Annotated in this window: 18 protein-coding genes; 7 read left to right on the forward strand and 11 right to left on the reverse strand. The window is 60.1% G+C overall.

The window, feature by feature from the left end; genetic code table 11:
- Positions 1-15 precede the first annotated feature (15 nt).
- The 4 genes from SM754_RS18175 to SM754_RS18190 form a co-directional block, all read right to left on the reverse strand.
- Entirely contained in the window at positions 16-1,017 is a 1,002-nt protein-coding gene (locus tag SM754_RS18175; RefSeq protein WP_323677576.1) for a Cdc6/Cdc18 family protein, read from the reverse strand.
- A gap of 150 nt (positions 1,018-1,167) precedes the next feature.
- Positions 1,168-1,503 carry a hypothetical protein gene (locus SM754_RS18180; RefSeq protein WP_323677577.1) on the reverse strand — a complete coding sequence of 112 codons (336 nt, stop codon included), beginning with the start codon at positions 1,501-1,503 and terminating at the stop codon, positions 1,168-1,170.
- A 5-nt stretch (positions 1,504-1,508) separates the two neighbouring features.
- Positions 1,509-2,327 (reverse strand): hypothetical protein, encoded by an 819-nt coding sequence (locus SM754_RS18185; RefSeq protein WP_323677578.1) that lies wholly within the window; start codon positions 2,325-2,327, stop codon positions 1,509-1,511.
- 154 nt (positions 2,328-2,481) lie between these two features.
- Positions 2,482-3,414: a DNA adenine methylase gene (locus SM754_RS18190; RefSeq protein ID WP_323677579.1), complete on the reverse strand. Its 933-nt coding sequence runs from the start codon at positions 3,412-3,414 to the stop codon at positions 2,482-2,484.
- A 105-nt stretch (positions 3,415-3,519) separates the two neighbouring features.
- Between SM754_RS18190 and SM754_RS18195 the strand changes: the two genes are divergently transcribed.
- Positions 3,520-3,744, forward strand: coding sequence for a transcriptional regulator (locus SM754_RS18195; RefSeq protein WP_323677580.1), 225 nt, complete (start codon positions 3,520-3,522; stop codon positions 3,742-3,744).
- Here SM754_RS18195 and SM754_RS18200 read toward each other — a convergent pair.
- The gene (locus tag SM754_RS18200) at positions 3,741-4,646 is read right to left on the reverse strand and encodes a DpnII family type II restriction endonuclease (RefSeq protein WP_323677581.1); all 906 of its coding nucleotides are present in this window, start codon (positions 4,644-4,646) and stop codon (positions 3,741-3,743) included. The genes SM754_RS18195 and SM754_RS18200 overlap by 4 nt on opposite strands.
- Before the next feature lie 828 nt (positions 4,647-5,474).
- Between SM754_RS18200 and SM754_RS18205 the strand changes: the two genes are divergently transcribed.
- From SM754_RS18205 to SM754_RS18215, 3 genes are all read left to right on the forward strand, one after another.
- Positions 5,475-5,873: a type II toxin-antitoxin system death-on-curing family toxin gene (locus SM754_RS18205; RefSeq protein WP_323677582.1), complete on the forward strand. Its 399-nt coding sequence runs from the start codon at positions 5,475-5,477 to the stop codon at positions 5,871-5,873.
- Positions 5,874-5,906: 33 nt separating this feature from the next.
- Positions 5,907-6,077: a hypothetical protein gene (locus SM754_RS18210; protein ID WP_323677583.1), complete on the forward strand. Its 171-nt coding sequence runs from the start codon at positions 5,907-5,909 to the stop codon at positions 6,075-6,077.
- A gap of 266 nt (positions 6,078-6,343) precedes the next feature.
- Positions 6,344-7,792 carry a transglutaminase-like domain-containing protein gene (locus SM754_RS18215; protein ID WP_323677584.1) on the forward strand — a complete coding sequence of 483 codons (1,449 nt, stop codon included), beginning with the start codon at positions 6,344-6,346 and terminating at the stop codon, positions 7,790-7,792.
- Between the two features lie 488 nt (positions 7,793-8,280).
- Here SM754_RS18215 and SM754_RS18220 read toward each other — a convergent pair whose 3' ends face one another.
- The 6 genes from SM754_RS18220 to SM754_RS18245 form a co-directional block, all read right to left on the reverse strand.
- On the reverse strand, positions 8,281-9,192 hold the full coding sequence (locus tag SM754_RS18220; protein WP_323677585.1) for a hypothetical protein: 912 nt from the start codon (positions 9,190-9,192) through the stop codon (positions 8,281-8,283).
- Positions 9,189-9,929 carry a DUF8168 family protein gene (locus SM754_RS18225; protein WP_323677586.1) on the reverse strand — a complete coding sequence of 247 codons (741 nt, stop codon included), beginning with the start codon at positions 9,927-9,929 and terminating at the stop codon, positions 9,189-9,191. Before SM754_RS18225 ends, SM754_RS18220 begins: the two co-directional genes overlap by 4 nt.
- Positions 9,926-10,786 carry a hypothetical protein gene (locus SM754_RS18230; RefSeq protein ID WP_323677587.1) on the reverse strand — a complete coding sequence of 287 codons (861 nt, stop codon included), beginning with the start codon at positions 10,784-10,786 and terminating at the stop codon, positions 9,926-9,928. The genes SM754_RS18225 and SM754_RS18230 overlap by 4 nt, the downstream gene beginning before the upstream one ends.
- Positions 10,787-10,919: 133 nt before the next feature.
- Positions 10,920-11,252 (reverse strand): hypothetical protein, encoded by a 333-nt coding sequence (locus SM754_RS18235; RefSeq protein ID WP_323677588.1) that lies wholly within the window; start codon positions 11,250-11,252, stop codon positions 10,920-10,922.
- Positions 11,245-11,613 carry a hypothetical protein gene (locus tag SM754_RS18240; RefSeq protein ID WP_323677589.1) on the reverse strand — a complete coding sequence of 123 codons (369 nt, stop codon included), beginning with the start codon at positions 11,611-11,613 and terminating at the stop codon, positions 11,245-11,247. The genes SM754_RS18235 and SM754_RS18240 overlap by 8 nt, the downstream gene beginning before the upstream one ends.
- Entirely contained in the window at positions 11,613-11,813 is a 201-nt protein-coding gene (locus SM754_RS18245) for a hypothetical protein (protein ID WP_323677590.1), read from the reverse strand. The genes SM754_RS18240 and SM754_RS18245 overlap by 1 nt, the downstream gene beginning before the upstream one ends.
- 207 nt (positions 11,814-12,020) lie before the next feature.
- Here SM754_RS18245 and SM754_RS18250 point away from each other — a divergent pair, with 207 nt between their 5' ends.
- Genes SM754_RS18250 through SM754_RS18260 form a run of 3 tightly spaced genes read left to right on the forward strand, consistent with a single transcriptional unit; the run spans position 12,021 to position 13,382 of the window.
- Complete coding sequence (locus SM754_RS18250; RefSeq protein WP_323677591.1) at positions 12,021-12,245, forward strand: hypothetical protein; 225 nt, start codon at positions 12,021-12,023, stop codon at positions 12,243-12,245.
- On the forward strand, positions 12,242-12,556 hold the full coding sequence (locus SM754_RS18255; protein ID WP_323677592.1) for a DUF4365 domain-containing protein: 315 nt from the start codon (positions 12,242-12,244) through the stop codon (positions 12,554-12,556). The genes SM754_RS18250 and SM754_RS18255 overlap by 4 nt, the downstream gene beginning before the upstream one ends.
- Positions 12,557-12,560: 4 nt before the next feature.
- On the forward strand, positions 12,561-13,382 hold the full coding sequence (locus SM754_RS18260; protein WP_323677593.1) for an IS5 family transposase: 822 nt from the start codon (positions 12,561-12,563) through the stop codon (positions 13,380-13,382).
- Positions 13,383-13,387: the final 5 nt, after the last annotated feature.

A 13,387-nucleotide genomic window follows, 5' to 3' on the forward strand; every position in this document is an offset into this window, starting at 1 on the left:
GCGCCTGTAGCAGTATTAAGTGGTGGTGCGGTATCGTGTGGTGGGGCCGGCGCCGGTCTTCTCGATGAGGTTCTCGCGGCGCATTGCTGCCAGATAGTTCCGGAGGGTGCGCCGAGCGTTGGGATCACTGGCTCGGTCCTCGTAGGTCTGGTAGAGCGGTTCTGGCTCGATAGTCTCGTGTTCGGCGATAATCTCGTAGAGGAGTCGCTGGTCGGTGCCGAGTTTGTCGACGTACCGGCTGGCTATCTCCTTGCGCGCGGAGCCGTGGACAGCTGTGATGGTGTCGGTGGTGATGGTGGGCTGGCGCATGGTCTGGCAGCGTTTCGCCGCTCGCCGCAAGAGCGCGATGCCGAGGCGGGCGTTGCCGGCTGCGATATCGGCCATCTCGTTGAGGACGCCGTCGCCGAGGGCGTTGGGGTGGAGGCCGACGTCGGCGCGGTGCGCGAGGATGTCCATGAGCTCTTGGTGCGTGTAGGCATCGAATTCGAGGGGGTGGAAGCTGCGGAGGCGGTTCGTGACGCGGATGTCGGCGTTCATGAAGAGGTCGTCTGCGGTGACGGTGATGAGGACGAGTGTGACGTGCGGGAGTTCATACAGGGTGTGGATGAGGCCTTTGTCTTCGAGCACGTCGGCTTCGTCGAGGACGGCGACGAGTGTGCCGTCGAGTTGGCGGAGTGATTCGACGAGGTTCGCTTGGATGCCACCACGGGGATCAAGAGGCGCCGAGCGGCCGGTATCACGCACGAGGGTGGCGAGGGCGCCGGTGGGGGAGTTGGCGCTGATGCAGTTGACGTAGGCGGTCTCGATGTCGAGGGTTTGGCGTTCGAGGTCGTTGAGGACGTGTTTGGTGGTGCTGGTCTTGCCGACGCCTGAGGGGCCGGTGATGAGGAGGTCCTCGCCGATGTCGCCTTTCGCGAGGGGTTCGAGCGCGTTGGTCAGGACGTCGACCTCGCCGTCGCGATGCACGAGCTCTTGTGGGATGAAGCGTTGGCGGAGGGCGCGGGCATCTGTAATCATTGCACCCAACCGGTCAGTGATCCGGGAGTAAATAAGCGAGCCGGGCGCAGTGAAAGTGAAAGTAAAACCCAGAACCATCACAGGAAGCGTTCAGCGAACGCCACACCACCTATCACCCGATACCGACAGTGCGGGTTGGATGGGTGCGGTCTAGTGGTCAGTGAGGGTGCTAGTGAAGGCTGGGGTTTCGGGGGTGGCGTCGTACTGACGGAACGTGACTCGGTCGCGAGTGTGGTCGCTGAGTGACGCGCCGAAGGCAGTGGCGTACTTGGGTGCGAGCATCCCGACGTCGAAGGCGTCCGGGTCGGGGTCGAGATAGTGGGTTGCCATCTTGTCAATCGCGGTTCGATACCGCTCGATTTGGCCAGCATCACCATCCTGCCCGCTACTCGCAGCCGTGTACTTGAGCTCGAGAATGCGCTGCGGGTACAGGCCCTCTTCGAAGTCGCTGTGGTAGTAGGCGATGTCGACGGCGTCGACTTGCATCGGTTTCAACGGCGAAATCGGGGCTTGTCGGACCACACTCTCATCCGAGTCTGGCTGGAGAGCCGCCGGGAGTAAGGCTGGGTTGGCGATGACGCTCGCTTCGAGATGGCTTCACTCGTCAACGTGTCACGGGAGAGCGATTGGACGCCATACCGTGGATGGTATGGTTCGAGCGCGCTCGCATCCAGCGACACATCGGGGACGTCCACCTCGGCCGCGTCGGGGTCGTATGTCTCAGTACTCTGCTGGAGTTGATTGTGGAGGATGTGTGTTTCGCCGGGGCCGAGCGGGACGAAGCCGCTGCCGCGGATGGTGTTAGATTGGAAGGGGAATGGGTAGTCGCCGAGTTCGAAGTAGAGGTCGTCGGAGCGGATCATCGCGCCCGCGTCAGGCACGCTCGTATCGAACCGGATGAGGAACGGCTGGGCGTAGGTCGCGGTTCCGTTCCGCGTTTGCCGTTCGAACGTCCCAGGAGTGCCGTCGGCTGCGGCGGTGAAATCGCTTCGCGTGGTTTCGTCCCAGCCGAGGCCGGCGTCCGCGCGTCGCCCCATCGGGCTGGTTGGACCATTCAGATAGAAGGCACCCGTGTCCTGCGGGCCGTCGCTCTGGATTTGCCCGCCGTAGTAGATCGTACGGTTGCGGAAAAAGAAGACGTGGGTGCCGGGGCGGGCGCAGGCGTAGTCGGCGAGGATCTTGTAGTGGTTGCTGGAATGATGGACTGCGTCATCGAGTTGCGCGCCTTGGTGTTGGCTGAAGACGCCTTCGCGGAGGTATAACGCGAGGGACCGCTCATCTTCAAGCGTGATAAACAAACCGTTGGGCATCGGCCTAGCCCTCCACAGTCCCCGTGTTTCAACCCATCGGCCAGCCAGCGCGAAGCGTACGCGGCCACCCACCCTGCCGGCGCATCCGTGCGTGCCAGAGTGGCGCCAGGAGTAAGACTAGGCGGCGCGTGGTGGGCGTGCGTCCGTTGGGGGGTTAGTTTGTGTAGTCGGTGAGGCCTTGTTGGGTGGGGCCGCGTTGGTCAGTTGGGGCGATGGTGGTGGCGATGATTTCGTCGACTTCGTCGCGGTTGGTGCCGTCGCTATTGATGGCGCGGGTGGCGCCTTCGACCTCGACGTGGAAGCCGGCGTCGTCGTAGAGGTCGTACATGACGCCGCTGTTGCTGAGGATGACGTGGACGCCGCGGTCGTCGAGTTCAGATGCCACGTCGAGGAGGCGTTGTTGGTCGGTTTGGTCGAAGCCGTCCTGGCTGTAGTCGGTGAAGTAGGCGGTGGCGCTCATCGGCTTGTATGGGGGGTCGAAGTAGACGAGGTCACCGGCGGTCGCGGCGTCGAGGATATACTCGAAGTCGTCGTTATGGATGGTGGTGTCTTCGAGGATGCGGCTGGCGGTTGTGATACGGTCGGCTTGGACCCAGTCGGGGTTGGTGTAGCTGCCGATGGGGACGTTGAAGCCGCCGGAGTTGTTCTCCCGGTAGAGGCCGTTGTAGCAGGTGCGGTTGAGATAGAGGAGGAGGGCGGCTTCCCTTAGGGCGTCGAAGTCCTCGCCGTATGGGCGCTTGTTGAAGAGGGCGCGAGCTTGGTAGTAGAATTCGTCGATGGCTTTGCCTTTGTGATTGGTGTCGTGGTACTCTAAGTCCGGATTGGGGTCGGCGTCTGGGTCGCGGAATTCGGTGTCGAGGAGTTCGATGAGGTCTGTTGGATTGTCGCGGACTTGTTTGTAGAAGTTGACGAGGCGGGGGTTGGTGTCGTTGATGGTGCCGTCCTCGGGTTCGAGGTCGAAGAAGAGGGCGCCGCCGCCGAAGAATGGTTCGTGAAAGTGCGTGTAGTCGGTAGTGGGGAAGCGGGCTTTGAGTTCGTCGAGGAGTTGGCGTTTGCCGCCTGCCCATTTGAGAACCGGGTCTGCCATTACACGTTGGTAGCTGCCCCATGTGTGATAAACTCCCCGTTCAAGATGCATTGAACGGCCGCGGCTCCACGTACAACTAAGTCACCCACTCACCGCTAGCCACGTGTGGCAGACGAACGCGACGCCAACACCGGCCAATACAACGAACAATACCCCCGCAAGGCCTTCCTAACTGCGATCACGACCACCGACCCCCCAACCACCTCCAACATCGCCGACGCAGTCGGCTGCTCATACGACCTGGCATACCGCCGCCTCACCAACCTCGCCGACACCGACCACGTCACCAACACGGACGTCGGCGGCACCTACCTCTGGCACCGCGACTAGCACTCGCTCTCGACGTACGCGAGGATATCATCACCGAGCTCGTGCTCGACTTGATGGAGATTGTAGACGTCCGTGATGTCCTCGTAGCTCTGCCGAAGGACGTTCGTCAATGACTTCGCCCAGCCCTGACCGTCGGTCACCCAAACGAACTCCACATCATCGGCACGCATCCGACTCGCCACATGATTGTAGGACCGCCGGATCTCGGACGGCTTACTTCCACCACCCTTGTAGCAATTCGCCTCCACAACCACCGCCAGCCGGTCGTTGACGAACACTGCGAAATCGACAGTCTTCTTCTGACCAGACTGGTCGTTGTACGCCGTCGTATACTCGGCCTCCAACTCTGCGGAGTATCCGTTTTCGCTGAGTGTGTCGATAATAATGCTGAGTGCACTTTCGACGGCGTTCTCGAAACAGGTACCTTGACGATTCTTTCGGGCGTGAGTTTCCATCCCGACGAGCATCCCCCGATAGTGGTCACGAATATCAACGCGGTCAACGACGTACTGTAACCCCATTTCTTGGAGAACTTCGGCGAGGCTGACAGCCTCTGTTCGGGTGCCGCTGTCGATGGCGCGTTGGACGTCGTAGAACTTCCACAAGCCTTCTCGGGCGCTGTATTTGTTGCCGCGTTCACCGAGGATCTCGAAGTAGAAGTCGATCCATTTGCGAGTATCGTCAGCGTCCATGAGGGCATCGGCGAGGCCGTCGATGAATGCCTGTTCGGTGGTGTCTTCGAGGTCGCGGATGGCTTCGATCTGGGGTTCGTAGTTTTTGATAGCTGCTTCGATATCATCCCAGTCGATGAACTCGCTGGAGGGAATCGCAGAAGGGATGATTGTCTCTTGGAACGCATCAACAAAGTCAGCGGTGGGCGGTTGCTGTTGGCGCAGGACCATACCCGTGCCGTCACCAAGAACCCTGATATGCATCCATTAAAGACAACTGTAGCGGCTTGTCGGTAGCATGCTGACTGGACTATCCGGACTTGGGTGCTGGTGAGCCGGGCGCCTACGGCTCGAGAGCTGGTACGGCCAACACACTGGCCACCGAGGCGATTCCCAATGTCACTCAACAACCAAGGAAGTCCGCGTATCTCAGGGTCGTCGCATTTCGCACAGGATTGCAGACGCGACCACCTCTGTCACTGCGACCGACTTCGTGAGTACGAACCTGTCGGGGTAGTGTATCAGCGTCGAACCGTGAGTGGTGTGGAGTGAATCGAGTCTCTGGCGGTGCCGGGGTCGAGTGGGGAGATGTTCGAGCCTCATCAGGACGTGCCACGGCACGGGTGAGTGAGTGAGACGGTGGGTCGGTCAACGGTGCGTGAAGACCTGGTGACAGTGTGTCATCGCGACGAAGATGCCGAGCTCGCAGTTTGAGGTCGGGAGTCGTTGGAGAGCGTTCGTGGCGGGTTCGCGCTCCGGGCATGGCAACCGGGTGGTACCGATCGTGATGGCGATGGAAGTGCAGGCGTGGCGAGAGTGTAGTCGATGCGGGTTCGACGCCACCGGTTGACGTGGGGACAGGTCTTGGCGGTCGTGTTCGTGGCTGTAATCTGGCTGGTCGTCGTCGGATGGCTGACTGCGCAAGTACCGTAGATCTCTCTCAGAACGAGGCTCGATGGCTTGGAAGGTCTTGGTATCGTTATTAGGCCTCCGGCGCGTGGATGCGTATGGTCGGTGCCCGGAGAAACGATTATCAGGTGCGAAGTGGTGGTAACGGGTGTGAGTGAGGACTTCACGTACCCGTCTGTGGAACTCGTCCTCGATCTTCACGAGCAGATTGTCGCCGATGGTGAGCGTACGGAGCCGGGTGTTCGGTCAACTGAACCCATTACTGGGGCACTCCAGTACGTCTCAGAGGGCTTCTTCGGAGAAGTCCCAGAATCGATTCACGAGAAGGCAGTCCATTTGATGCGATTACTCACGGCGGAGCATCCGTTCGTCGATGGGAACAAGCGGACAGCCCTTCGAACAGTGGTCGTCTTCTATATGTTGAACGGCTATACATTCGAGTACGGCCATGAAGTCCGTGCCCTTCTCCACCGTTTTGCGACGGACGAATCTCAGATCGATATCGAGACTGCGGTCATCTACTTTCGGGCCTGTGCTCGCCGCAACTGATAAACAGCCACGATGTGTAGACACGAGACAGAGATGGCGTCCAGTTCCGATTCCTCGACGGCGACGGACGACGAAATCCGCCGGCTCTACGAGCGATATCAGGCCGCCGAGAACGATGCCGAACGCCATGAAATCGCGCTCGAAATGGGGGAACTCGACGGACGCCGTCACGCCGAAATCTACGACGCCCTCGAAGACGAATAGCGACCAACACTGCCTCTCTGAGGCAGGTATCCATAACTTCCGTCGGCTCGACTGACCTTGCCACCGCGACTGGATTGCATTTCCTCGGCGAGATCAGCCTCGGCTAAGCCAGCGAGCGCGTTGGGTTACCGATATCGGTGGGGCATCGAGACGGGGTTCCGGGTATTCACCATCGAAGGATAGCCACGCCTGCAACCATCCACGTGTCGTGGCATCCGAGCTCGCTTCCAGAATACCTATGGTCTTGTTTTACTGACTATTTACTAATGGAGCGACGGAAATATCTCGCAGCCGCGAGTGCAGGGACGACTGCACTCTTGTCTGGATGTAGCTCTCTCATCTCGGAGCTTTCTGGGGAGAGTCAGTTACAAGACACCGATGGGGACAGTGTTCCCGATGAACACGACTACGCCCCGAAAGACCCCAGCGTACAGGCTAAGAGCGACGCGGTTGGTCGAACAACCACGTCCACCACGTCCTTTCTACCGAATAGTACCGTGAACCCGAGTCTGCTAGAGACGACGACGACGACGACGGAATCTGGCTTCGATTTCGGCGGCGAAACCGTGTCCGACCCCGACACAATCTCGACAACGACCAGCGACGGAGCCGACAATGACATCGATATTCCGGGGACCTCAACGGTCACGCAGACTAGTGAACTAGAGCTCCCCACAAACCGGGTCATGGCTGATACGGAGGCGATTGCGAATCGTACGTCGCATTTCACAGCGTACTCGCTTCAGGAGGCCACTGTCAAATTGACTCCCGAAACCATCGACGGGTTCTATCTCAATGGTGCACGCCTGTTCGTGGTTGCAGGTGCGTATCCTGACGAATTGATGGCTGACGAAGATGCGTACGGCTACGGGTTCAGCGACAAATTCGAGGTCACTGAGACCACGCAGACAATCTCGCTCGACTTCGAAAGCAGGCCCGGGTACTCCTTCTACCTGCAGGCGTACCTCTTCCCAGGCGATACCAGTTTGGAAACCGCAAATATCGAGGATGCGGAATTCCTGTGTGAAACGAACCGTCTCGAAATTGCGAGCAACCGCCTCACGGCCGAAGAACCTGAACCTGAAGTCGCTGACTTTGAAACAGACGGGTTCGCAAGACGGAGCGGTGAGGGCTGTTACATACTCGAATTTGACGGATCCGTTGAGTACTCACATGATTGGCAGGCGAGCTTCGTCGCGTACAAAGCCAACTACGTGCAAGCTTCCGAGGCCATCCGTGCGCCCGAACGCGCTGAGTATGTTCAAACTGCTCAGAACTCTGGTCTCGCCGACGCCCTTGCCGTGTTGCTCGAAGAAGAGGCTGAAGAAAACCAGTTCACCACCAAACAAGAGAAGGTACGTTTCGTCATCGATTTCGTCCAGAACCTGCCGTATGTCCCAGACGACGTGAGTACGGACTACGACGACTACACCAAGTCAGTCACGGAAACGCTCGTGGAAGGCGGTGGAGACTGCGAGGACACAGCGATTCTCATGGCAGCGGTGCTGCAGGCTGAACCATTTAACTACGACTGTATTCTGATTCAGCCGCCAGGACACATGGCTGTCGGCGTATACGGAACTGATCTCCCCGGCACGTACTGGGAATACGACGGACGACGCTACTACTATCTCGAAACCACGGGCGACGGGTGGGAAGTCGGCGAAATCCCCGACGAGTACGACGGCGAAAAAGCCTATCTCCACGAAGTCTAGCCACCGGACGAACTCGAGGTCAAGCAAATCGGCAACCGACCCATCTTCACGGTTCCACAGTAACAGCCCTCGTTCTGCCGGACGGTAACGACAGTTCTCGAAAGCTCCAGTAAAACCACGAAGAACCACGGCCAGCATCTCGGACAGCCACCCCAACAACCTCCCCGCCGTTCCCCGCTCACCACTTACAGTTGTTGTAAGTCGGAACAACCCCGTATCTGTACGCCTCGCTTCGCTACACCTCGCTTCGTACACTCTCGGCAAACGCACTTACAGCTAAGCGACAACGCTTAGCAAGTGGGTTTGGAGAGTGTTCAAGCGAGCTTGTGGCGAGGCGGCGGGATTCCCGCCGAGAACCGCGGCTCACTTACAGCAATACACCGCTCCCCGCTTACCAGTTGTTGGTAATACGATTTCTTTATTCAGTCTGCACCGCGAATATTTGTCGGGCGATTCATCGTCGTTCATGGATTCACTCACGAGCGTAATCAGTCCTTCCCCCCTGACTCTTGATACTGTTCGCCGAGGGGCTTCACGCGCAGTTCTCCGAAGCCGTATCGGGAGTGTGAGCCGACCCGCTGGAGGCCGTTCTTCGCGGTCTCCACCGGACGGTCGCCGAGGTACTTCACCACCTGCCCGTGATCGACCGTCTCCAGCCGGAACACCTCGCGCTGCTCCAGTATCTTCTCCTGGCGGAGCCGGAGATCGTCGCGGTTCTCAGCCCACCACCACGGGACGGGCCGGTCGTCCGCGTCGGGATACTCCGACTCCACCACGAACGGCGTCACCAGTTCGAGGAGGTACGTCTCCGCGCCTTCGAGCCGCGAGTAGTCCAGTTCATCGAGGTCAACCATCTGCGTGTCCTTCAACTCGACCTCGCCGTAGCCGTAGTTCCGCTTCCCGCCGAACTGGAGACCCTCCAGCACATCCTCGCCGAGCGGGAGCACCGCCGGGTCATCAGCGTGCAGGTAGGCGTGAACGTACCACTTCGTCGTCTGCTGTTGCTTCCGCTGGTCTTCACGGCGACCCATGATGGTCTCGTGACTAAGCGCCGGGTGGCCGCCCTGGACGCGGATATCGTGCGTGTTCAGCGCGTCCCGAGCGCGGGTATCCAGCAGCCACGGATGCATCGCCTCCCGCTGGAGGAACAGGTCGTCGTAGGCCTCGACGTCGGGCAGGCCACTCCCGAGGTACGGGCGGATGCCCGACTGCGTGTGTCTCTCGGGGAACGTCCCGAACTGGCCGGGCACGAAGACGCCGTGACTGGCCGACACCGCCGCGTGCGTTTCGGGATCGAGGTGCTGGCCGAGGGCGTGCAGGATGGCGTTCCCGCTCACGTAGTACGGGTGGCCGATGTAGTCCATCCGCAACTCCCACAGGACTTGCTGAATCGCCGTCATCGGTCGGGCCTCCACTCGTCGTAGTCCTCGATGTACTGGAGCGCCGCGCTCCAAGACTGCATCCGTCGAAGGTTGGCATCGAGCGTCATGTCGTACTTGTCGCGGTCGGTATCAAGCGGGTGCGCCGTCAAGCGATTCCACGCCGACGCCCACGACCGCCACGGACGACTCCCAAGCCGGGCCGACGGATTCCCGTCCGTGTTCTCGTCGATACGAAGCGCGAAGCGGTCGCCGTCGAAGACCGTCCGGAACGGGACGACCTCGCCCGCCGAGTCCACGATGAGCCGGAGATCAGCGAAGTCGTGGCCGGCGCGGTAGTTGTCCAGCAGTGCCGCCACGAGAAGCGTGTGGAACTTCAGGCTCGTGTACGGGTGATAGACCGACTCGTTGAACGCGGCGGCGACGTCGGACGCCAGCCACCGCTCGTGCGCGGTCTGTGCGTCCTCGATGCCGATGAGTTCCGACACTTCGCTCTCGATGGTCGCCCGCGAGAACTTACCAGGGTCGTAGGCCGTCTCGCCGGTGAGCAGCGAGAGTCGGTAGTGGTCTTCGTGGGTCGGGACGGTCTGTTCCTGCTTCTGTTGAGGCCGCGAGAGCGCCGCTGCATCGCCGTCCGCGCCCTCGGGCACTGACTGGTTCACGGGAACGCCAGCGAACTCCTCGCGGGCGTCCTCGTGGCTCTCGCCGGTGAACTTGTGGGCGTCATGCCGGAACGCGGCAAGCATCACGTCCGTCACGATTCGGCCTCCACACGCTCCGACAGGGTGCTCTCGAACTCCGAGAGGTACTCGTTCTGCCAGCGGTCGTCCTTGTCGTCCATTTTGTTCGTGTTGCCCTTCCCTCGGTCGAACACGCGGCGTAGCTCGTGTTCCTCGTACAGCGGATTCACGAGCTCGCAATCGACGATTCCGCCGCCGAAGTTCCGTGCGCCGCCGAGCTGGTGCATGAAGTCGGTCTTGTGCGCGTCGAGGTAGTCGATGGCTTCGGCGAGGAGCGCGACGAACTCGGGCTTCGTCTCCCGGAAGGAGAGGTGCCAGCAGCCGTCGAGGTTCCCGACGGCGTCCAGTTCGGCGTTCCGGAGCGGCTCGCGGTTGTCTTCTCGGTTGCGGGAGACAACGTTGCGGTTGATTCGCCGGTAGTGGCCTTCGGCTTGGCCGCGCGTGTAGTCCACGCTGGAGCGGACAGGAGAGAACTTGATGGGTCGGCGCATCACCTTGCCGGGTCGGTTCCCGAAGCCGCCGAAGAGGTCGAGAATCACGCAGCCGTTGCCGTCGTCGTCTTCGAGGCAGTCGCCTTTCGGGTGATACCCGGCGTCGAGGTCGCGGTTGTAGACGCCGTCCTTGCGGAAGTTCGCGTTCGACTCGCCCGGGTGGCAGGCCGTGCCGCCGCGTTCCTGGACGACCTTCTCCATCCCGTGGCGGAGCCACCCGGAGAGGCTGAACGCCGGGATGATACCGCCGATCTGGTTTTGCGGGTCGTCGTCCTCGTAGTTGCCGTTCGAGGAGTGGTGTCTGTCGGTCATGATGCTGTCGCCGACCACCAGCAGGTCGGTCTGGATTCGCACGAACACGTCGCGTTGGATGTCTTCAATCATGGTTTTGTGGCGTTAGCGTGTTTCAAGCGCCGCTTCGACTGCCTCAGCCGACGGGTACGACACGCCGCCGACTTCGTACTCGGTGAAGGTCTGGCCGTCCTCGGTGCGGACGATGCGTACCGTCACGCGGGCGTTACTCGTCGGCATCGTCACCACCCTGAACAGGGCTGCGTGCGGTGATTTCTTGAAGCTCTTCGGTGGATACCAAGTCCTCGATGGCTGGTGGTCGGTCGGCTTCGGGACAGGCGTCGTAGAACGCATCCACGAACATGTCGGCGCGTTCCATCGCGTGGGCCAGCCGGCGGGCGTCGGCCTCGGTGATCCGGTCGACGTTCCGGGCTTTCGTCGAGGCCTTCCGGAGCTCGTAGTAGAGTTCGTCCGCCATCGTCTCCAGCTCGAACGACAGCAAGTCCCGACCGACTTCTGCGAACGCTCGGAGCTGGTCGTCGTCGCTGTCGTCAGTCATCGAACTTTCCCTCCGCTGCCTCCGCAGCGACCACCAGCCGGGCGGCGAGGTCGCGGGCGTCGTCGGGGTCAAGGCTGGTGCCGACCTCGATGGGGCCAGAAGTCCACCGGAGCCCGACGCCACTCCAGCCGCCCTTTTCGTGGACGCCTTTGACCTTGATCGGCCCGTCGTTCATATCTGCCCGGACGTGGACGTTGTTGAGGCCACCGGGGATGGAACCGCAGTCCGTGACCGAGTAGTCACCGTCGTTGGTGACGCTCCGGTCTTCCACGATCTCCTCAATAGTGGCCGTATCGCAAGCGGCCGTCTGTGGAAGCACGGCGAGCGCGGTGGCCGCGGCGAGGAACTGACGGCGCTGCATCAGGCGGCCACCTCGGTTGCGTCCGGGAGGTGGTCAACGAGCGCGGCGACCGGGTCTTCGTCGTTAGCGATGTAGCGGCGGTTCTCCCACTCCCGGCCATCCACCTCGTCACGGACGAACTTCACGTAGTGGTTTACGGTGCGGACGCCGGCGCGGTTGCGAACGGTGCCTTCAATTGGGTTCGAGTTCGAGTTTTTCATGCTTCGTTGGTCTCCAGCGAAGCACGGTCGGGCGTGCTCCAACACGCCCCGGCCATCTTCTGACCGGCGTCCCGCGCTTCTCAATCATGGCTATGCGATGCTCTTGCATTAAATGTTTGCACATGAGTGAATGTTTGCCTATGGGTGAACTTCAAAGGCAGATAGAACGGTAGATGGAAGTGAATGTGTGCAGATAGGCAAACTAAGATGGCGCGGACGCGAGCGCTCCTCACGGAGCGCGACCGAGAACTGCTGGCCGAGGAAGATGGTGGAAACCGTAGATATCAGGCTATCTCTGAGATACGATCACGAATCACGGAGGAAATGTCAACCGACATTGAGGTGCTGGAAGAGAACCACCCGCAACTCCTTGAGGAGTTGCGCGAAGTCGTCTGTGAGGATAATAGGGATGAGGAACCGTCCAAGCCATGACAAACCGTAGTGGTAATCAACGAGTCGACACGCGTGGAGAGGCACACCTAAATCTGCAGTTAGAGCGGTACGTCGTCAACGCGTATGAGAACGATTTCGGAATCGATTTCGAAGTCAACCTCACTACTGAGGCCGACGTTGAGGACAACGATCTGCAAAAGGTCACCGGAGAACACTTCTTCATCCAATTAAAATCCTCAACAGGCTTCGATAGTGACGACTCTGTTTACGCTGACCTGCAAACCACTCATATAGAACAGTACGGCTCTGTTGAAATCCTCAGAGGGTTACACGTTCGCCCGATAGTGTGACCAGATGCAGGCCCTCCCGAAGTCGCGGTTACTCCGGTTTGTCGAGCAGGCATTCCACTTGGCTCAACGAGCTGTCGCCCGCTACTCCTCGAAGTTCTCAAAACGACGCTACACACTCCACCAGCACATCGTTCTACTCTGTCTCAAGGTTCGGAAGAACACGACGTACCGGACGCTTCTCGACGAGCTCATCGAGATGCCCCGCATTCGGGGCGCCATCAATCTGGAGGAACTCCCATCTCCCTCAACATTGTGCAAAGCGTTCAACCGCCTTGAGATGGCCGTCTGGCGGGTTCTTCTAAATCTCTCAGTCACGCTTCTCCCGACTAACGGTGTCGTCGGGATCGACGCTTCAGGGTTTGACCGGAGTCACGCCTCAAAACACTACACGAAGCGAACGAAGCTGACGATTCAGCAGTTGAAGGTGACACTTCTCGTGGATACGAGAGCGAATGCTATCATCGACGTACACGTGACAACGACACGAAAGCACGACTCTAAGATTGCGCCGTCGCTCATCGAGCGGAATACCGGGGAAATAGCGGTTCTCCTTGGCGACAAGGGATACGACGACGAGAAGGTTCGCGCAGTAGCCCGTGAGACCGGTGTTCGACCGCTCATCAAGCACCGCGAGTTTTCGTCACTCCACAAGGCGTGGAATGCTCGACTGGATGCTGATCTCTACGGTCAGCGTAGTCAGAACGAGACGGTGAACTCCCGACTCAAACGCAAGTACGGTGCGTTCGTCCGGTCACGGCACTGGTGGAAACAGTTTCGAGAACTCACTATCGCCTGCCTTGCTCACAATCTCGACCGATCGCTCTAATCGGT

Origin of the sequence: Halorubellus amylolyticus (genome assembly GCF_034808145.1) — an archaeon.
In the GTDB taxonomy this organism is placed as follows: Archaea; Halobacteriota; Halobacteria; order Halobacteriales; family Natrialbaceae; genus Halorubellus.

Bases quoted from the DNA above. Each gene is read 5' to 3' on its own strand.
- SM754_RS18235 (WP_323677588.1), bottom strand. From the start codon at position 11,252: ATGACTGACGACAGCGACGACGACCAGCTCCGAGCGTTCGCAGAAGTC.
- SM754_RS18190 (WP_323677579.1), bottom strand. From the start codon at position 3,414: ATGGCAGACCCGGTTCTCAAATGGGCAGGCGGCAAACGCCAACTCCTC.
- SM754_RS18230 (WP_323677587.1), bottom strand. From the start codon at position 10,786: ATGATTGAAGACATCCAACGCGACGTGTTCGTGCGAATCCAGACCGAC.
- SM754_RS18245 (WP_323677590.1), bottom strand. From the start codon at position 11,813: ATGAAAAACTCGAACTCGAACCCAATTGAAGGCACCGTTCGCAACCGC.
- SM754_RS18255 (WP_323677592.1), top strand. From the start codon at position 12,242: ATGACAAACCGTAGTGGTAATCAACGAGTCGACACGCGTGGAGAGGCA.
- SM754_RS18210 (WP_323677583.1), top strand. From the start codon at position 5,907: ATGGCGTCCAGTTCCGATTCCTCGACGGCGACGGACGACGAAATCCGC.
- SM754_RS18240 (WP_323677589.1), bottom strand. From the start codon at position 11,613: ATGCAGCGCCGTCAGTTCCTCGCCGCGGCCACCGCGCTCGCCGTGCTT.
- SM754_RS18200 (WP_323677581.1), bottom strand. From the start codon at position 4,646: ATGGTCCTGCGCCAACAGCAACCGCCCACCGCTGACTTTGTTGATGCG.
- SM754_RS18260 (WP_323677593.1), top strand. From the start codon at position 12,561: ATGCAGGCCCTCCCGAAGTCGCGGTTACTCCGGTTTGTCGAGCAGGCA.
- SM754_RS18175 (WP_323677576.1), bottom strand. From the start codon at position 1,017: ATGATTACAGATGCCCGCGCCCTCCGCCAACGCTTCATCCCACAAGAG.
- SM754_RS18220 (WP_323677585.1), bottom strand. From the start codon at position 9,192: ATGACGGCGATTCAGCAAGTCCTGTGGGAGTTGCGGATGGACTACATC.
- SM754_RS18185 (WP_323677578.1), bottom strand. From the start codon at position 2,327: ATGCCCAACGGTTTGTTTATCACGCTTGAAGATGAGCGGTCCCTCGCG.
- SM754_RS18250 (WP_323677591.1), top strand. From the start codon at position 12,021: ATGGCGCGGACGCGAGCGCTCCTCACGGAGCGCGACCGAGAACTGCTG.
- SM754_RS18215 (WP_323677584.1), top strand. From the start codon at position 6,344: ATGGAGCGACGGAAATATCTCGCAGCCGCGAGTGCAGGGACGACTGCA.
- SM754_RS18180 (WP_323677577.1), bottom strand. From the start codon at position 1,503: ATGCAAGTCGACGCCGTCGACATCGCCTACTACCACAGCGACTTCGAA.